We start from the raw sequence: 18,358 nt of genomic DNA on the forward strand, positions 1-18,358 counted from the left end.
CAGTCCAAAATTTGGCTATGATATTGGGTAAGTACGTGGACCACGTGAGGTGACAATGAAGAACGTTTTAATGCTTATTTTGCCCCTGTTTTTGGGAGCGTCCTATGCTTCAGCACAACAACCTGTCGTAGGCCGAGACGCAGCGGCGAAATATTTTCAAAAAGACAGTCAGGACGACACCACTTATGTGGGGGGCGGAAGTCAGAGCAACAACGGCCCTTCTGATCATTATCTGGCTCTTCACTATGGGCGCTATATGGCATCGCAATCTTATGACTGGGGAAAAAACGGTCAGGAAGACAACGTCGGTAAGAACAGCTTCGGTGTCACCTACCGTGTCGGGGAGTGGTACAACTCCATGGATCTGGCGTTGCGCATGGAATACAACGACTATGAGGTCGGTGGCGAAAATCCCAGCAAAATTTCATTCTTGCCTGTGATCATGTTCCCGGATGCCAGCTCACGTTTTCCTCTTTATTTCGGAGCGGGTGCGGGTTTGGGTATTTTCATGAAGCAAACCAACTCTAAATCAATGCTCACATTGGACTATCAACTGATTGCCGGTGCACGCTTTTTCAATGTGTTTGAAAGTACTGGATTCTTCATTGAGGCTGGGTTAAGAAATTCCCTGTTTTTGCTCACTTCAGGGCAGCTTAATGGAACCTTTTTAGCCGCTGGCTTGGTATTTACGTTTTGAAAATTCACAGACATCTCGCAGAGGCAGTTGTTAACGGTTTGGAAGAAATCTTCGACCAGAACAAATATGCCGACAAAGTAATTCAGTACAATCTTAAGGGCCACTCCAAGTGGGGTTCCCGTGATCGCAAATTTTTCGCCGAAACTGTTTATGAAGTCGTGCGTTGGTACCGCTTGCTGGAGTTCATGGGCCAAAGCGGCGACATGTGGCGCATCGTGGGTATCCAGTGGTTGCGTATGGGTTTCGATCTTCCACCAGATTGGGAAGAGTTCGAAGGACTGAATTACGATTTCATCAAAGCCCGCGAAAAAGAAGCCCAGGACAGATTCCCGGTCGCACAATCCATTCCAGATTGGATGGATGCTCGCGGTCGTCAGGAATTGGGCGATGTTTGGGAAAAAGTGGTTAAAGCGCTGAATAAGCCCGCGGAAGTTTTCATGCGCGTAAATGCCTTGAAATTCACTCCCGACCAAGTGATCGAGGAACTTAAAAAAGCCGACATCGAAGCTTTGAAAGTGTCCCCGGAATTGCCTTATGCTTTGAAATTAAAAGAACGTCGCAATGTCTTTATCACCGAAGCTTTCCGCAAGGGAATGTTCGAGGTGCAGGACGCGGCTTCACAAATGGTTGTGCCGATGCTTGACGTGCAACCCGGTCAGCGTGTGGTGGATGCCTGCGCAGGTGCCGGTGGCAAATCCTTGCACATCGCTTCGCTTATGAAAAACAAGGGCCGCATTATCTCTATGGATATCCACGAGTGGAAATTGCAAGAGTTGAAAGTGCGTGCGCGCCGTAACAGCGTCGACATCATTGAAACTCGAGTGATTGATTCCAGCAAAGTGATCAAACGTCTGCATGAAGAAGCAGACCGCGTGTTGTTGGATGTGCCTTGTTCAGGAATGGGCGTGCTTCGCCGCAATCCTGATTCCAAATGGAAATTGACGGAAGACGAAATCGCACGTCTGCAAACCCTGCAGTACGAGCTATTAACGTCGTATTCTAAAATGACCAAAAAAGGCGGCAAGATGGTTTACGCCACTTGCAGTTTGTTCCCATCAGAAAACGAAAAGCAAATCGCTCGCTTCATGAGTGAACACGGTAACGAGTGGACATTGGAAAAAGAGATGCACCTTCGTCCAGACCGTGAAGGCTTTGACGGCTTCTATGGCGCTCTTCTGATTCGCAAGTAATTACTTTGGGATAATGAACTGGACTTCCTCTGTCACTGGACCTCGAGGAAGTTCAGTAAGTACTTCGGAATACCGAAGAGTCTCATATGAAAACGTTTGCGGTACTTATTTTGACAATTCTTTTACCAATGTTGGCGAGTGCTAACATCATCGCAGAATTTTCTGGTACCTATTTAACTGAGAATCTTGGCTCCACAGATGTAAAAGAAAACTCCAGCAAATACTTCTACAACGTGGCTGGCTACCTCACAGTGAAAAAGAAACTGTATGCGGGGTGGAGTTACCTGGGGATTTCCATGACTGGAAAATCTGACGCCTCCGGGAGTGATCAAAACAGTTCCTACGTCACTGCAGACACCGGTCCGGTGATTAAGTATTACCTCGATAAAAGGCAGATCTACTCAGTGACAGCCGCTTACAACATTCTGTCGCGTGCGACCTTTAAGAATGTTGTCTCCGATGATTCAGAATCCTGGACAGGGACAAGTTTTTGGGTGGCTTTTGGCTTGATGCCTGAAATAAAAAATGGATTGCATATTGGTGTGTCCATTAATTACTACAGCGCCAGTTATACAAAGAAAACCGTCGATGGTACCGAGACCTCAGAGTCGAATACCAAGTCGTGGTTGTTTCCGTCGCTGACGATTTCCAAAGAGTGGTAGTTCTGAATTTTCCTTAGAAGAAAATTTTAATTCCGGATCTGATTCCTGTGCGATCGGTGATGGACTCGATCGTCGAAGCAGGTGCCGTGAGCTTCTGGCTTTCCTGATACCAGGCGCCGAAGATCCGCAAGGCTTTGAAGTCTATGAATACTCCCGCCTCTGTGTAAGCCTCTTTCACGTCACCCATTTGGTCATTCGTGGCCGGCATGAAGTAGCGATACTTCAAATCCATTCCGAAATACTTTGTCAGGTACAGTTGCAAAGCTGCCTGTCCAAATTGTTGTGATAGCTTTGTGGCTGCCGCTCCCTTGATATCCCGCGTGCGCATTCCGTAGCTAAGAGTGAGCCCGGTGTTTTGCAAAGAGTTACCCAGAATTCGCAGATTGAACATGCCGGAAAGATCTGAATAATCTTCGGCGGCATTGTTAATGTATTCGCCTCCAAGACCCACGAACTGCGCATAGGCCGCAAGCTCCCCGGAAAAAGTCGTGTGGCTGGAGTCAGCAAGGCTGCCATCTTGGGCGTGTTTGTCGTAGGACATATAACTTCCGCCCAGCATGAACTCGTAGGGAGAGGGGCTGTTCATGGACAGCCACTGATCCATCATCTTGTTTTTCTCTTTAATGGCGAGCCAGTCGGAAAGGGACCAACGGCCCTTTTCGCGGTCGGCGGCGCGTTTGGTCCAATCGAAGCCGCTGCTCCATTTGGAAGCCGTTTGGGCCTGGGAATGAAGGCCAAAGGATATAATGCATAACAGAAGTAAAAATGAAAATCTGGACATGCATACATTTTCTCGCTTTATTAGGGCGTAGTCTAAAATTTTCCCTGTTGAGACACAGGATGAGACAACAATATGAGACGTAAAAAACCGTCTCAAAGAAGGATGAACAGTGGTTCACGATTTAGATCCCTTTGCTTTAAGAATTTCTGGTGACTTTGGTGTGCGTTGGTATGGCCTGTCTTACATGATGGGTTTCATTTGTGCCTATTTGTTAATCAAATGGTTGGCACAACGTCAGCGCTCGGGGCTGAATGCCCAAATGGTAGGCGATTTCATCACATATACCGCGATTGGTACATTGGTGGGAGGTCGTCTTGGGTACGTGTTCTTCTACGGTCCTGACCTTCTGTGGAAATTCAAGTCTTCCTTCCCTTTCTGGGGAGTGTTGGCAGTGAATGAGGGCGGCATGGCGAGTCACGGCGGTATCATCGGTATCGTGATTGCCTGCTTGTTGTACGCACGCAAGTATTCTGTGAATGCGACGTACCTGTTTGACCTGGTCGCCGTTGTGGGTCCATTGGGGGTCTTCTTTGGTCGTATCGCAAATTTCATCAATGGTGAATTGGTGGGGCGTCCTTGTGATCCTTCATACCCGTTGGCGGTGAAGTTTCCTCAAGACATCGAGATGTGGCCTTCCCAGGATTTCTCTCGCCTTAATGACCTGACCACAGTGGTGGATAAAATTGGCGTCAGTCGTGAAACTTGGTTGGAGCTTTTGGGTAAATTCCATATGGACCAAGCCGCTCGTGAACAGGTTTATGGCACTCTCCACAATGTTGTGTTGTCCATTCAGGATGGCAATGCGGCGGCGAAAGCTGCGATTGAACCATTTTTGACTCCGCGCTATCCGTCACAGTTGTTTGCGGCAGTGGGCGAGGGTTTGTTCCTGTTTATCGTGCTTTTCTTCTTGTGGAGAAAACCGCGCAAACCAGGCTTTATCGCTTCCACATTCATCGTGCTTTATGCATTGGTAAGAATTGCTGATGAACACTTCCGTATGCCAGATGCACAAATCGGCTTCCAATGGTTGGGTCTGACTCGTGGTCAATGGCTGAGCGTTGTGATGCTGGCTGTGGGCTTCTTGTTGATGTTCGTATGGAGTCGTTCGGGTTCGTTGAAGATCCCGGGTTGGGGCCGCGGTCATTCGATTCGTTTGAACAGAAAATAGTTCCAGACGAATCAATAATTGAAATGAATTTCCAGGGCGAGTTTTCGAACTCGCCCTTTTTTTTGCCCGAATTTCGGCTGGTTTTTTAGCACTGGATTCTTAAATCAAAGTTTAAATTTCCCCTGTTTTTGCACAGATACCATTGGGAATTGTATATATTTACAATGTAACAACAATGTGGTATTATGGATTATGTAGAATTTGAGTGGGACGATGCCAAGGCTGCGTCCAACTATCGGAAACATGGCGTTCGATTTTCTGAAGCAGTGACGATATGGAAAGACGAGTCGGCCATTGAAGTGGCTGATTTGGATCATTCCACCCATGAAGAGCGTTGGGTTCGTATTGGCCTTTCTGTCGACATCAGAGTGATTGTCGTAGTTTATACGGAAAGATTTTTGGGATTTAAAGTAAGAGTGATTTCAGCTCGAAAAGCCACTGCTGTTGAAGTTGAGCAATATATGGTGAGAAAGATATGAAGAAAGAATACGATTTTACTAAGGCAAAGCGGGTTAAAAAAAGTAAAGATCTGAAAGTCTTGAAGACTTTCCGGTTGGATCCTGAGGTACTACTTTGGCTTGAGTCCGAGGGTGAAAAGCAAGGCATGGGATATCAGACTTTTTTAAATTGGTACTTGTTGAAAGTGATCAATCAGCAGGAAAGCATTGAAGACAGATTGCGTAAGCTTGAGCAGGCATTGTTTAAAAAAATTTGATGGTTTTACAGGAACCCCTCAGGGGATTCCTGTTTGAAGCTTTCAGTTATATTTTGAAATCGAAAGTGGCGATGTCTGATCTTGAGATTGTTTGTTGCTCGCCGGTTACAAAGTTTTTCACAGTGACCGTGCCGCTGGAAACCTCGTTTCCTCCCAAAATCAAAGCGTAATGCGCTCCCTTGTTATTGGCCTTTTGCATTTTCTTGCCCATTTTACCTGACAAAAAGTTTTCGACCTTGATTCCACGGGAACGGATTTCGTGGGCAAGCTTTACGCTTTCATCTTCACCAGCATCGTCGGCGCCAATCACTGCAACCAGGACTTCTTTGGCAATTGCCAATTCCTTAGGAGTTAGATCGGCCAAACGATCAATACCTGCGGCCCAGCCAACTCCTGGAGTTTTGGGGCCACCCATCATTTCGATCAGGCCATCATAACGGCCTCCAGCGAGTACGGTTCCTTGCGCGCCTAGTTTCGAAGTCGTGAATTCAAAAACAGTGTGACAGTAGTAGTCCAAGCCGCGCACAAGGTGATTGTTCACTTTGAATGGAATTCCCAATTTTTCGATTCCTGCCAAAACCTTTTTGAAGAAAGATCGCGAACTTTCATTGAGGTATTGTTCTAGTTTTGGAGCATCAGCATTAAGCTTCTTGTCGCCTTCGTCCTTGGAATCCAAAATGCGCAGAGGATTCTTCTCCAGACGATTTTTGGAGTCAGTTGACAGTTGTGATTCGTTGGATTTGAAGTAAGCCACCAAGGCGTCGCGATAAGCAGCGCGGCTTTCTGCGTCACCCAAGGTATTGATCTCAAGGGTGCAATCCGCGGAAATTCCGATTTGCTGCAATAAGTCCCAAGCCATGGCAATGCACTCCACATCTGCGTGAGGAGTGTCATAACCTAGACACTCTGCGCCCAATTGGAAGAATTGGCGGTAACGGCCTTTTTGCGGTCTCTCATAACGAAACATGGGGCCAGAATAATAAAACTTCAGGGGAAGATTTTGGCTCATGCCTTCTGAAATAAAAGCCCTCGCCACGCCGGCAGTTCCTTCGGGACGCAGGGTAAGGCTCTCTCCACCGCGATCTGTAAAGTCATAAGTCTCTTTACTGACAACGTCCGAGGTTTCGCCCAAAGTGCGATGAAAGACTTCAGAAAATTCGAAAATAGGCGTTTCTATTTCGCCAAAACCGTAAAGTTTTGCTTTTTGATAGGCTGATTCTTCGACAAAACGGAAGACATTGCTGTCTTCAGGAAGCAGATCGCGCGTGCCCCGCACTCTTTGGATTTTTTCGCTCATATTTTAGGCCCTCATAGTATCGCGGTTTTTTGTTATATCAGCCCATTTTCAGTCACGCAAAGCTATTGCAATTAAGGGGTTCGAGGGCTTTAATTAAGTAATGAAGAAATGGCTTATCCCGGGAATCCTTATCTTAGCCGTCATCGTCGCTGTCGCAGGTTATCAAATACTGGGTGGTGGACCGAGTATTTCTGGCGAAACTGTAAATTGGCGCCAATTGGGCGAGCTGGATTATATCACCGGAAATGCGCCACCAGAGCTTAAAGCCCTGGATAATCAACCCGTGAAACTTCCAGGCTTTATGGTGCCCCTTGAGGACGAACAACGTCAGGTTGTGGAGTTTCTTTTGGTGCCCAGTCCGCAGGCGTGCATTCACGTTCCAGCTCCACCGCCGAATCAGATGGTTTATGTCAAAATGAAAAAGGGTGTGCCGGCAATGCAGGGCCCAATTTGGGTGTATGGCACTTTGAAACTCGTAACCAAGCAGTCAATGTATGGTGACGCATCCTTCGAAATAACAGGTGAGGCGATTGAGCCTTACAAATAGGAGGTAACATGTTCAAGGCACTTTTTATTTCTGTATTTTCTTTGGCCGCAGTTGAATCGATGGCACATGCACATGGTGTGGCCACAGTAGACGTTGCGTTCGATGGCAAGAATGGAAGAATCCAGCTCCATGCGCCGGCATCCAGCATCTATGGCTTTGAGTACGAAGCCAAGTCAGTCAAAGATAAAGCCAATAAAGAAGCGGGGCTGAAGAAGTTTAATGATAAAGTGAATGACTTGTTTCAGTTTGCAGCCGACAACAAGTGTGAAGTAAAAATGGACTATAACGAAGTCGTGCAAAAGGAAAAGCATGCGGACGTAAATGCCATTTACAATGTCACTTGTGAAGTGGCGCCGGCAGGAACGTCTGTGACTTTGGGAGTTCAGGATGTGTTCAAACGAGTGAAGGCTGTGAAGGTCAATGTCATCTCCGGCGATACCCAGAAGTCCCAGGAAGTTAAGAAAAGCGGAGAAAAGGTTGAGCTCTAGTGAATCATTGATTGAAATTCAGAATCTGGAATACTCCTATGCCGGGGATAATAAGCCGACATTGGTGATTCCAGAGTTTTCCGTACGAAAAGGCGAGGAGCTGTTTTTGTATGGACCTAGTGGCACCGGGAAAACAACGCTTTTGGAATGCTTGGCAGGGGTTCTGCCTTTATCCAAGGGAAGTGTGAAAATCCTGGGTCGTGACCTGGCTCAAATGAGTTCTGCACAGCGAGATGCATTTCGCGCTGAACACATGGGTTATGTCTTTCAGAGTTTCAATTTGATTCCTTATTTGTCTGTCATTGAAAACATCGAGTTGCCTTTGCATCTAAGTCCCGTACGCAAAGCCCGCTTGGGCAGTGTGGACACCGATATGGTGATCCGTGCTTTGTGCGGAAACTTGGGAATCGGTGATTTGCTGGATAAAAAAGTGACTGAGTTGAGTGTCGGACAGCAGCAGCGTGTGGCTGTCGCGCGGGCCTTGTTGGGGAAGCCTGATTTGTTATTGGCCGATGAGCCAACGTCAGCATTGGATGCTGACCACCGCGAGAAATTTTTGAAGCTGCTTTTTGATTTGTCAGAACTTTATGGCACGACCGTGGTCTTTGTTTCCCATGATCGTGGCATTGAAAACCTATTTACCCGTTCCGTGTCGCTGGAATCAATTAACAGGACAACATGATGATCTTCTTGAACCTGGCTATTAAATCTTTAAAAAATCGCGCTTTTGCGACGACGTTGACAGTGCTTTCAATCGCACTCAGCGTTGCATTGTTTTTGTCGGTGGAGCGTGCACAACGGGCCGCTGAAGAAGGCTTCACGCAAACGATTTCCAAAACAGATTTGATCGTCGGTGCGCGCAGTGGTCCATTGCAGTTGATTCTTTACACTGTGTTCAATATAGGGACGCCGACACAAAATGTGTCCTTTGAGGCTTATCAGGATTTGCAAAAACATCCGGCGGTGGCCTGGACAATTCCTTATTCATTGGGCGACAGTCATCGCGGGTTCCGCGTGGTTGGTACCACTTCTGATTTTTTCAAACATTATCATTTCCGCGGTGACCAAAAGGTGTCCTTGCAATCTGGAACAGAAGTGCAGGGATTGTGGGATGTCGTAGTTGGTTCCGAAGTCGCACATCAGTTGGGCTACCAACTGGGTGACAGCATCGTTATTGCGCACGGAGTGACCAAGGGTGAGGGCATTGTCCATCACGATCACCGACCTTTTAAAATTACGGGCATCATGGCTCCGACGGGGACACCGTTGGATCGTGCAGTGTATATCAGCCTCGAAGGAATGGAAGCCCTGCACATGGACTGGCAAGATGGTGCTATGCCTGTTGCCGGCAAGGAAACACCGACTTCGCAAATCAAAAAAGAAAATATCAAGATCGATAACATCACGTCTTTCTTTATTGGCACAAAATCACGTATCGAAACACTGAAGCTGCAACGTGAAATCAATGAATACACGAAGGAGCCATTGCTGGCGATCATTCCTGGGGCGACCTTGAGTGAGCTATGGCATAGCCTTTCTTATGTGGAAAATGTTCTGCGCATTATCTCCTGGATGGTGTTGGCTGTGGGTTTCATGGGAATGCTGATTGCCTTGACCACCACACTGAACGAGCGTCGTCGTGAAATGGCGATTCTGCGCGCAGTGGGGGCAACACCGGGCCAGATCGTTGGCTTGTTGGTGTTTGAATCGGCAGTTTTGACAGTGGTCGGTGTTATAACCGGTGTGATTCTTTCTTTGCTACTGACGTATTCTTTGAAACCGTGGTTGCAAAACAGTTTTGGTTTGTACCTGGAAGGTTCGGCGATTACGTCGAAGGAATTTGTCTATATATTTGTGGCGATCTTTGTCGGTGTGTTGATTGGGTTGATTCCCGCTCTTCGTGCTCAAAAGCAGGCTTTAAAAGACGGACTGAGCGTTCGCGTCTAAATTCCCTGACACTTCCCTGACATAATCTTAACGGGGAAGTGATTCATCTAAGGCTGGGACTTTGTTAGTTTTCTGATATCCAAGATATCGGAGGATATAAAATGAAGTTCTTTATCGCCAGCGCTTTGGTTCTTAGCGCATTTGCCGCAAAAGCGGAATCCCTAGTGAAAATTGATGGTTCAAGCACTGTGTTTCCAGTGACAGAAGCTGTTTCAGAAGAATTCCAAGCATCAACGAAAGGTGCTATTCGTGTGACGGTGGGTGTTTCCGGCACAGGTGGCGGTTTCAAAAAATTCTGCCGTGGCGAAACGGACATCCAAAATGCGTCACGCCCGATCACTAAAGAAGAAATGAAAGCCTGCCGCGATTCCAAAGTGACTTACTACGAGTTACCAATTGCCTTCGATGCCATCGCGATCGTTGTGAATCCAAAAAATGACTGGGTGAAAGAAATCACAGCAGCAGAACTTAAAAAAATGTGGGAGCCGGAAGCTCAAGGCAAAATCATGACTTGGAAACAAGTGAACTCGAAATGGCCTGACGAAAAGCTATCCCTGTTCGGTGCTTCCACTGACAACGGTACATTTGACTACTTCACTGAAGCTATCGTCGAGAAATCAAAATCCTCTCGCGGTGACTACACAGCGTCTGTTGACCACAACACGCGCGTAACAGGTGTGAATGGTGCAAAAGGTGGTTTGGGTTACCTTCCGTTTGCTTACTACCTGACTAACAAGGACAAATTGAAACTTTTGGGAGTTGTGGGCGGTCCTAAAGCTCCATCTAAAAAAGCAGTTTTGCCGACAGAAAAAACTGTGATGTCAGGGGAGTACAATCCGTTGTCTCGTCCGATCTTCATCTACGTTTCTCAGGAAGCAATGGCTTCCAAGCCGCATGTTAAACAATACGTGGATTTCTATTTGAACAATGCCGCTGAAATGGCAAAACAAGTTCAATACATCCCACTTCCAGCGAACGCTTATAAAATGGCGAAAGAGCATGTGGAGAAAAAGAAAACGGGCTCCGTTTTCAAAGGCGAAGCGCACGTGGGTTTGACGATTGAACAGATTCTAAAAAAAGAAGCGGCTCTATAGGCCGCTTGCATTGTTAATAGTCCCTCTATGAGCGGCAGTCCCCAATGGGCTCCGCTCATTTCTTTTTGGGGCTAAGCTGCTTTGACTTTTACTTTGTCGGCGGATTCCGCCTCGTAGTCAGAGTACGGAGTTTTCACCTCGACATACTTGTCGCCAGCCTTGTAGGCGCGCACCTTGTACATCTTAATGGCTTCAGAACGGCCTTTGACTTCGGCAGCACCGGCCAATTCCACTTTAAAATCGTCGCCGACTTTATCGATCACCGTATCAGTCACCAGCAAGTCTGCACCGAAGGCTTTTGTGGAAGCCTCAATACGTGAAGCTGTATTTACGGTATTACCGATAACTGTGTACTCCATACGCTCGTCCGAACCGATGGTTCCGGAAATCGCGGTACCAGCATGAAGGCCCATACCGATATTAATCGCGGGTTGTCCACGCTCGATACGTTTTTCATTTAGTTTCTCCAGGGATCTGCGCATTTCCAGGCACGCACGAAGTGCATTGTGGGCATCGCGAGGCGTGGTTTTAGGTGCGCCCCAAACGGCCATGATCGCGTCACCGATGAATTTATCCACGACGCCACCATGGGAATTGATAATACCCACCATAACGCCAAAGTATTCATTCAGCATTTCCACGACTTCTTCCGGAGAACGTTTTTCCGAAAACGCGGTGAATCCACGGATGTCCGAGAAGAAAACCACCACCTCTTTGGATTGACCGCCGACACCGATGTCTTTGCCGATCAAGTCCTCGGTTACTGCCGAACCGTGGAACTTGGAGAAAAGGTTTTTTACTTTATCGCGCTCTTTAAGACCCTCGGTCATGTGATCGAAGGCCACCGCCAAATCGCCGACTTCGTCGTGGGATTTGACCTGGTCACGGGCTTTCACATCGAAATTACCCTTGGAAACCAAGTTGATCAGACCCGCCAATTTTTCAATAGGGGAGGTCAGTGTCATAGAGAAAAGGAAGATAAAGAAGATCGCCAAAGAAATGGCGGAACCAGCGACAAATATCGAACGGCGTTTTACTTCGTTTGATACTTCCAGGATCGCGGCTTCAGAAGTTTGCGAAATCACCATCGGACCATAGGAAGTTTTGACGGAGGCGCCAAAATAGTTGGAGCGTGACTCCGGATCCACAAACTTCGTTTGATACTGTGGCGATCTGGTATTCATGGCTTTGGAGACAAACGGATTTGTCACCATGGACATGCGTGACACGGCTCTTTGCTCATCTTTATGGGCAAGAACTTCACCTTGGCGGTCCAGAAGGAACTGTGTGCGCTCTGACAAATCAGTGAAAGGTTTTTGTAAAGGAGCCAACATCACATCTGCCAATACCACGTGGGTGATTTTACCCTGATCATCTTTGACCAAAGGAATACCAATAGTGACCATCGCCGGTGCATTCGGGTAAGAAGCGTTTTTGATTTCAATGGAACCTTCGGCAACGTTGCGCACTGGGAATTTTTGCCAAGCGCGAACGTTCACAAAATAAGCAGGAGTTAACAGGAATGGCTTAAGAACATCCTCTTTTACCTTGCTGACCACTGTTTCGACTGAAGAACCATTTAGTTTCAACACTTCCAGTGCGACAAAGTTTTTGTCTTTGGTGAAATTGAAATCCAGGTCTTCTGCGGCCGCTTCACCTTTCATTAACAATGAACCGTTGGTGCGCGTCTTATCAACCAGGGAGGCGATAATGTTGTCGACCTCTTTGGCTTTCGCCGAAGCAGATTCCAGGTTGGCGATATCGACCTGTTCTGCAGATTTCTTTTCGAAGTAATTCGAAGAGATAAATGTGATGGCTCCTGTTGAAGCCACCAGAATCAGGATCGTTACCGTGATGAGTTTGGTTGAGATGGGTATTCTCATTAGAAACTCCATTCCGCGAAGAAGTTGATATAGTTACCGACAACCACAGATTCATTCACGTCTCCGTCCAATGCGAAATTGGTGGAGGAGGGAACAGCTTTATAGGACATGCGATCTTCGCGGCGGGCATAGCCTACAAGTCCTGTAAATTTACTGTTGAATCTGTAACTGCCTAAAATTCCAAATTGGGTCGAAATACTCGGATCGATATCCTGATTGTTCGGAGTGGATACCTTCATCACCGAGGCATATACATGGGCATTCAGTTGAATGCCGAATTTTGGGGTCAATGAGTACCAGTACTCAATACCACCATGCGGTCCGATGGCGCTGATGATTTGATTTTCAGAGGTACCGGTGAATGGATCACCGATAGTTTCCGGAATCTCTTTATAGAATCCACCCATCTGATAGCGGATTTCACCACGGTCTCCCACCGGCATTTTGTAGACAGCATTGGCTTCGGCAGCTGCGAAAGTGCGGATTTCACCGTTAATTGTAAAGCCACTTAAGTCGACGATGGTTAAAAAGCCCCATGGTGACTTGCGCGCATTCCAGCCCAGGCCCAAACGACCTGTGCCTCCGAAGGCATCATATGCAACCATCGAGTTTTTTTCCGGATTGGAGCCCGAAAATTTCATGTCGGTGATAAGATAACTTGCAATACCATACCAGCCGCTGGTTTTTTCGATCGATTGACGAACCAGTGCCGTGTACTCAGCTGCTGCCGAACGATCCCCTTCGCGCACATCGAAGGCGATCTTGGAGGATTGCGAAGTCGGGCGCAGATTGGATTTGCCTTTTAGGATGACCTGATACTTTCCGCCTTCCCAGGAAGAATCAAAAGGGAGGGAGTCTTCAGTGTAGTTTTCATATGTTTTTACAACTTCCCATTTTTTAGTCGCAGGATTTGCACGAGCCACGATCACTTCATAGCCAGTGATATTTTCGGGACGGGACCATTTCACTTCCCGGACAAATTGGGACTCTGGCTTGGAAATAGTTGGCGGAGCCACGGCTTTGCCCAGAAGGGTAAAGGGAGCCACAGTCGTCGCATCGCTGGAAATGCCTTCAGAACTTCTTGCGGTGACTTTCCATGTATAAGGACTTGCGACAGGCAAAGTCGCTTTGAAGCGCGGTTCTTTCACTGTCTCTGTGATTTTTGTTTTGCCGTCTTCGGAATTTAATTCAAACGTATATTCGTCAGCGCCACCAACAGCATCCCACTTGAATTCGACATCTGTTTTCTCGTCATCATTCGATGCCAATTGGGCCTGCGGAGCAGGGGACTTCAAGTTGACATTATCCAGGCCGACATTGAACTCGCTTGGTGGTGACCAGTCACCAGGAACACCACGATAGTCGCGGGCGCGCAATTTCATCATGTACATGCCAGGAGTCAAACGGCCATTCCAGACAGCATCCGTGGTTTTGAAGCTGAAGGTTTTTGGTTTGCCTTTGTCGTCTTCTTTTTTCACTTGAGTCAGTTCGATGTCATAAGCTTTCGCGCCGTCAATTTGTTCCCATTCGAAGTTGACCAGGCGACGATAGGGCTCGGCCTTGGCGACAACTGCGCTGAAAAGGAAAATTGGTAGTAGAACGGCGGCGAAGTTTATTTTCATCAGTTTACTTTAATCTTCTTCAAAGTCGGTGCTTTTAAGTTTGATTTATCCGGTACGACCAGTTTACGAGCCGTGCCTGTTTCGCTGGTGCGACCGTGAGTGTCCTGTGCGGAGATCATCAATTCATACTCACCTGGTAATAGGTTGCGAATCGTTGTTGAAGTATTTTTGTATTTCGTGCGTTTCAGTTCCTTGCCATCTTTTTTGATCACAAGTTCATAATCAACGGCACCGTCAATATTGTCCCAGGTCAAATTGGAGCGTCCGTCCATTGAAGCTTGCAATGGTCCTTCAGCCGGAATGAAATTTGGCGATTTCAAAATCGGCATTGGCGCCACTGTGACAGCTTGGGAAGTTCCCAATCCAACAACGTCACCATTTTGGTCAACGGCCTCGATGGAAGCAATATAGCGTCCTGGTTTTGGAACCGGAGCTGAAAATTTATTCTCTTTAACCTCAACAACCGGTGCATTTTCTGGTGATTGAGCGGCGTCATGCAGACGCACACGGTACGCGCTGACATTTTTCAGATTTGTAGAGCCCCAGGTGAAATCCACTTTTGGCGAGTTCACGAAGTACTGAGTCAGTTGAGTTTCCGGCATTGTGAAAGCCAACGGCTGAACCTCAGGTTTCGGAGGAGGGGCTGCCGCCGCAGCAGTGGCCTCTTTCAGCATGTCTGTGAACTTCACTGTAAACTTCTGCATTTTTCCAAGCACGGGTTTGTCCGAGTCATTGAAATAGGAAGTCATGCGCCAGTAGTAAGTGCCCTCTTTCAAACCCGCCAATGTAAAGCTGTCTTCAGCAGAGAAGGACTTGGTCGTGACCGGCTGAGTAAGGCCCGCATCGGACCATACTTGCAGGGTCATCTGACGAGTGTCATCGCTTTTTTGCCACTTAAAGGTCATATCAAATGGATCTTTATTTGCCGGGATCTCGACGTCGGCTGTCGGGAAGACAACGGTTGGAGCATAGCGGGCTTGGATCTCTGTTCTGTAAATAGGAGACTCACCCATCACTTCACCCGTTGCAGACGTTGCGACGAGTTTCCAAAAGTGTCGGCCAAATGGCAGGGACGCAGTCAAGGAACTGTCGCCTGCAGTGGCGATTGCATAAACTTTCAAATTACGACGGTTTGAACCTGTCCATAAAGAGACTTGCGCGTCTGCCGGAAAGCCAGTCCATTTAAATGGAATCGGTTGCAGATCGTCGGCATTCATTGCCACAGGTTTGTTTAAACTTGGAGCAAGAATTTTCACCAGATTCTTATCGAACTGCAAACCCGTGGCACCCAAGGCACCCACGCTTCCAGTTGAGATCTCTGTGTTCTTGCCATCTTTGGATTTTACAGAAGCCTTACCTTCAAGGACTTGGACATCGACGGAGTTGCCAGCGCCTTTGGAAAGAGAGGCGGAAGCCTGACTCAAATCGACTTTACCATTGGCGGAGTTCAATACCAACCCAGGAGCATTGGCATCACCAGCACCGGCTTTGGCATTGACGAAAAGACTACCTTCCATCAAATCAAGGGCGATTTCACCCTGGGATTTTTTAATAACGATCAGTGATTCGGGTTCCAAATCCAAATAGCGGTCAGAATCAGTAAATTGAATTCGCACTTCGCCTCGGTCAGAGGTACGAATGGCTTCGCCATCATAAAGAGGTTCGCCGGTGTTCACCAATTGCCACAATAGACGTGTGGCTTGTCGACGTTGGATGTCATCGACGACCTTTCCAACATATGCCAGTGGCTTTTCATTGCTATGAGATTTTTGTAGCGTGTCAGTGGTTTGATACCAAACCCAAGTCAGCGCAAAAACAGATGATGAGCTGATTGCAGCTATCGCGAGTCTCTTCCATTGATTTTTCATCTGTTTCCTCCTCATCCTTTTTTCGGAAAATTTCTCGATTTTTTGTAGGGGGCCAAAAGACTTGGATTGTGACTGGAAAATGGTCTAGTATATTGCACATGGATCATAAAAAGAACTACATCACCCCTGAAGGTCTGGCCAAACTCCGCGAAGAGTATCAAACACTGATGCATGGAGAGCGTCCCAAGATTGTTGAAATTGTTCAGTGGGCAGCGAGCAATGGCGATCGCTCGGAAAATGCAGACTATCAGTATGGTAAAAAGCGCCTGCGCGAAATTGACCGTCGCGTGCATTTTCTGACGAAAAGAATTGAGGATGCGGAAGTAGTGGATCCCAAACTTATGAAAGGGGAAACCGTTCTCTTTAGCGCGACTGTTACTTTGATGACGGAAGACGGCGGTGAATTGGTTTACCAAATCGTAGGTGAGGATGAGTTTGATCCTAAAGTCGGCAAGATTTCCTGGAAATCGCCCGTGGCAAAATCATTGCTCGGGAAAAAATTAGGGGATGAAGTGAAACTGATGAAGCCTTCTGGAGACGAATTTGTGACCATTGAAGGTGTGGAGTACAAATAGCCTTCATTTTTGTGTCTCAGCAAATGAACATGAGCCTTTGTTTGTTTGGCGATGAATTTTTTTGTCATCCTTTTTAAACCGAAGACGTGTACAATTTTGACTATGCAGAAGTTAGAGTTACGCGCATGTGAAGCGCCTTTCTGGGCCCAGAGTGGCCACGCACAAACTTTGTGGGCGCATTTTTTAAAATCTCCCATTCTTGAAGATCAAGGTCTCAGCTTTGAGATAAGTCTTCCGGATGGGGATCAACTCTTTTGTTATTATTATCCTGGGCGTACCGACACTGTTATCAGCTTGTATCATGGCCTTTCCGGAGACATGCACGCAGACTACATGCAAAGAACGGCGATTCTTTGCCGGCAAATGGGGCACACCGTAGTATTGGTGAATCATCGCGGAGCGGGCCCTGGGATTTCAGCAGCTCGACATCCCTACCATTCGGGCCGTGCAGAGGATGTGTCTGAAGTTGTTAAAGCTCTTCGTCAGAAATTTCCCAAGAAAAAGCAAATTGCCGTGGGCTATTCCATGAGTGGTTGTATTGTGCTGTGCCTGGGAGGCGGTTTTCGCGGTGAACATAAGCCCGATGGAATCATCACGGTCAATGCTCCGCTAAATTTGGGTCGTGGTGCACGCACTTTGGGAAGTGGCTTTAATAGAATTTACGATGTGCGATTTGTTCATCGTCTGCGACAAAATATTGATTTCAAATACCGTGCGGGTCTCATTGATCAGGCTTATCAAATTCCCTGGTGGGCGACGATTTATGATCTGGATCAAATATACACTGCGCCTGCCGCGGGGTTCAGGGATCGCGAAGATTATTATGACAGCTGTTCAGCGATGCACTATCTGCACAATGTGGATGTGCCCACATATATGCTGACTGCGGCGGATGATCCATTTGTGATTGTTCAGGATTATTTGGACGCGCGAATTCCTGCCAATGTTTCACTTCATATAGAAAGTCATGGCGGGCACTTGGGTTATCTAACCAAAAATAAAACTTCATTGGGCAGTCATCGCTGGCTTGATTACTACCTGGGCGAGGCCATTCAGAAAATGTCCCTGGAGTTTACTGCCGGTTCATAAGGACGGCATCCTTTAGCAGGTGCCAGCGCTCGCCCCACACATGGTAAGATCGTGATGTTTTGCCGGAGTCATAAACGGGGATTTCAATAATACTCAAAGTTTGCAGGCGTACACTGTGGTGCAGTGCCGGGGTCAAATACCAGCCACGCATTTTTTGCAAGGGCAGTTCCCCACGGATTTTCAGCCAGGCCGATTTTTTGATGGCAATCACTTCACACAATGGATCTTGCAGTGAGTGGTTGTACTTGTCGCGCAGGATGTTGTTGAAAAGGAGTTCTGTTTTGGCACGGCGGCTGACAGCTTGTAAGAAGGGATTTTCTTTTTTCCGATAGCGGTCGCCCCAGCACACGTCGATCTTTTCTTCGGCGACCAGGTGTTGCCAAAGTTTGAAGACATCACCGAACGGCGAGGCTAATTCTGAATCCAGAATCATGACGTAAGGCGCTTGAGCCAGGTCCATCCCCTGATAGAGGCTGAGGGCTCGTCCCTTTTTTTTGTCGTTGCGGTGAATCACCAGCAATTCGTTGTCCCCCGAGGAGTCAGCCTGTTCACGCAAAATATCGAATGAACGATCAGCCCCTTGTTCCACCAATGCAATCAATTCGTACCTCATGGGAAATTTTTGAAAGAACGAGCGTAAATCCTGAATAAAGGACGGGATAATTTCCGCGTCTTTGTTCAGATATACCAAGAGAGAGCAGTGAGGGGTTGACACCGAGGATTCCATCTTTACGA

Annotated in this window: 19 protein-coding genes; 13 read left to right on the plus strand and 6 right to left on the minus strand. The window is 47.3% G+C overall.

Annotated features, from left to right (window positions below; all coding sequences use genetic code 11):
• Positions 1–55 precede the first annotated feature (55 nt).
• From AAAA73_RS02770 to AAAA73_RS02780, 3 genes are all read left to right on the plus strand, one after another.
• Positions 56–697, plus strand: coding sequence for a hypothetical protein (locus AAAA73_RS02770; protein WP_340596632.1), 642 nt, complete (start codon positions 56–58; stop codon positions 695–697).
• Positions 694–1,887 carry an RsmB/NOP family class I SAM-dependent RNA methyltransferase gene (locus AAAA73_RS02775; protein WP_340596633.1) on the plus strand — a complete coding sequence of 398 codons (1,194 nt, stop codon included), beginning with the start codon at positions 694–696 and terminating at the stop codon, positions 1,885–1,887. The genes AAAA73_RS02770 and AAAA73_RS02775 overlap by 4 nt, the downstream gene beginning before the upstream one ends.
• A gap of 86 nt (positions 1,888–1,973) precedes the next feature.
• Positions 1,974–2,549 carry a hypothetical protein gene (locus AAAA73_RS02780; protein ID WP_340596634.1) on the plus strand — a complete coding sequence of 192 codons (576 nt, stop codon included), beginning with the start codon at positions 1,974–1,976 and terminating at the stop codon, positions 2,547–2,549.
• Positions 2,550–2,562: 13 nt separating this feature from the next.
• Here AAAA73_RS02780 and AAAA73_RS02785 read toward each other — a convergent pair whose 3' ends face one another.
• Complete coding sequence (locus AAAA73_RS02785; RefSeq protein ID WP_340596635.1) at positions 2,563–3,330, minus strand: hypothetical protein; 768 nt, start codon at positions 3,328–3,330, stop codon at positions 2,563–2,565.
• Between the two features lie 109 nt (positions 3,331–3,439).
• Between AAAA73_RS02785 and lgt the strand changes: the two genes are divergently transcribed.
• The 3 genes from lgt to AAAA73_RS02800 all read left to right on the plus strand — a co-directional run bounded on the left by lgt (position 3,440) and on the right by AAAA73_RS02800 (position 5,213).
• Positions 3,440–4,498, plus strand: coding sequence for a prolipoprotein diacylglyceryl transferase (gene lgt / locus AAAA73_RS02790; RefSeq protein WP_340596636.1), 1,059 nt, complete (start codon positions 3,440–3,442; stop codon positions 4,496–4,498).
• Positions 4,499–4,683: 185 nt separating this feature from the next.
• On the plus strand, positions 4,684–4,977 hold the full coding sequence (locus AAAA73_RS02795; RefSeq protein ID WP_340596637.1) for a BrnT family toxin: 294 nt from the start codon (positions 4,684–4,686) through the stop codon (positions 4,975–4,977).
• The gene (locus AAAA73_RS02800; RefSeq protein ID WP_340596638.1) at positions 4,974–5,213 is read left to right on the plus strand and encodes a hypothetical protein; all 240 of its coding nucleotides are present in this window, start codon (positions 4,974–4,976) and stop codon (positions 5,211–5,213) included. Before AAAA73_RS02795 ends, AAAA73_RS02800 begins: the two co-directional genes overlap by 4 nt.
• Before the next feature lie 46 nt (positions 5,214–5,259).
• Here the strand turns inward: AAAA73_RS02800 and hisS are convergent, their stop codons facing one another.
• A complete protein-coding gene (gene hisS / locus AAAA73_RS02805) occupies positions 5,260–6,510 on the minus strand; it encodes a histidine--tRNA ligase (protein WP_340596639.1) in 1,251 nt (416 codons plus the stop codon).
• Between the two features lie 100 nt (positions 6,511–6,610).
• Between hisS and AAAA73_RS02810 the strand changes: the two genes are divergently transcribed.
• From AAAA73_RS02810 to AAAA73_RS02830, 5 genes are all read left to right on the plus strand, one after another.
• A complete protein-coding gene (locus tag AAAA73_RS02810) occupies positions 6,611–7,057 on the plus strand; it encodes a DUF3299 domain-containing protein (protein ID WP_340596640.1) in 447 nt (148 codons plus the stop codon).
• A gap of 8 nt (positions 7,058–7,065) precedes the next feature.
• A complete protein-coding gene (locus tag AAAA73_RS02815) occupies positions 7,066–7,545 on the plus strand; it encodes a ZrgA family zinc uptake protein (protein WP_340596641.1) in 480 nt (159 codons plus the stop codon).
• Entirely contained in the window at positions 7,478–8,227 is a 750-nt protein-coding gene (locus tag AAAA73_RS02820; RefSeq protein WP_445292019.1) for an ABC transporter ATP-binding protein, read from the plus strand. Before AAAA73_RS02815 ends, AAAA73_RS02820 begins: the two co-directional genes overlap by 68 nt.
• Positions 8,224–9,492: an ABC transporter permease gene (locus AAAA73_RS02825; protein ID WP_340596643.1), complete on the plus strand. Its 1,269-nt coding sequence runs from the start codon at positions 8,224–8,226 to the stop codon at positions 9,490–9,492. The genes AAAA73_RS02820 and AAAA73_RS02825 overlap by 4 nt, the downstream gene beginning before the upstream one ends.
• Positions 9,493–9,593: 101 nt before the next feature.
• Positions 9,594–10,586: a PstS family phosphate ABC transporter substrate-binding protein gene (locus tag AAAA73_RS02830; RefSeq protein ID WP_340596644.1), complete on the plus strand. Its 993-nt coding sequence runs from the start codon at positions 9,594–9,596 to the stop codon at positions 10,584–10,586.
• A 71-nt stretch (positions 10,587–10,657) separates the two neighbouring features.
• On the opposite strand, the gene AAAA73_RS02835 is transcribed toward AAAA73_RS02830, so the two are convergent.
• Genes AAAA73_RS02835 through AAAA73_RS02845 form a run of 3 tightly spaced genes read right to left on the minus strand, consistent with a single transcriptional unit; the run spans position 10,658 to position 15,959 of the window.
• Positions 10,658–12,469 (minus strand): adenylate/guanylate cyclase domain-containing protein, encoded by a 1,812-nt coding sequence (locus AAAA73_RS02835; RefSeq protein WP_340596645.1) that lies wholly within the window; start codon positions 12,467–12,469, stop codon positions 10,658–10,660.
• Positions 12,469–14,091, minus strand: a complete 1,623-nt coding sequence (locus AAAA73_RS02840) for a hypothetical protein (protein ID WP_340596646.1) — start codon at positions 14,089–14,091, stop codon at positions 12,469–12,471. Before AAAA73_RS02840 ends, AAAA73_RS02835 begins: the two co-directional genes overlap by 1 nt.
• Entirely contained in the window at positions 14,091–15,959 is a 1,869-nt protein-coding gene (locus AAAA73_RS02845) for a hypothetical protein (RefSeq protein ID WP_340596647.1), read from the minus strand. The genes AAAA73_RS02840 and AAAA73_RS02845 overlap by 1 nt, the downstream gene beginning before the upstream one ends.
• Before the next feature lie 98 nt (positions 15,960–16,057).
• On the opposite strand from AAAA73_RS02845, the gene greB reads away from it, so the two are divergent.
• Both greB and AAAA73_RS02855 read left to right on the plus strand, forming a co-directional pair.
• Positions 16,058–16,534, plus strand: coding sequence for a transcription elongation factor GreB (gene greB, locus AAAA73_RS02850; protein ID WP_340596648.1), 477 nt, complete (start codon positions 16,058–16,060; stop codon positions 16,532–16,534).
• 102 nt (positions 16,535–16,636) lie between these two features.
• On the plus strand, positions 16,637–17,623 hold the full coding sequence (locus AAAA73_RS02855) for a YheT family hydrolase (protein WP_340596649.1): 987 nt from the start codon (positions 16,637–16,639) through the stop codon (positions 17,621–17,623).
• On the opposite strand, the gene AAAA73_RS02860 is transcribed toward AAAA73_RS02855, so the two are convergent.
• Positions 17,607–18,350, minus strand: coding sequence for a glycosyltransferase family 2 protein (locus AAAA73_RS02860; protein WP_340596650.1), 744 nt, complete (start codon positions 18,348–18,350; stop codon positions 17,607–17,609). The two genes, AAAA73_RS02855 and AAAA73_RS02860, sit on opposite strands and share 17 nt — an antisense overlap.
• Between the last annotated feature and the right edge of the window lie 8 nt (positions 18,351–18,358).

This window comes from Bdellovibrio sp. GT3, assembly GCF_037996765.1.
GTDB lineage: Bacteria > Bdellovibrionota > Bdellovibrionia > Bdellovibrionales > Bdellovibrionaceae > Bdellovibrio.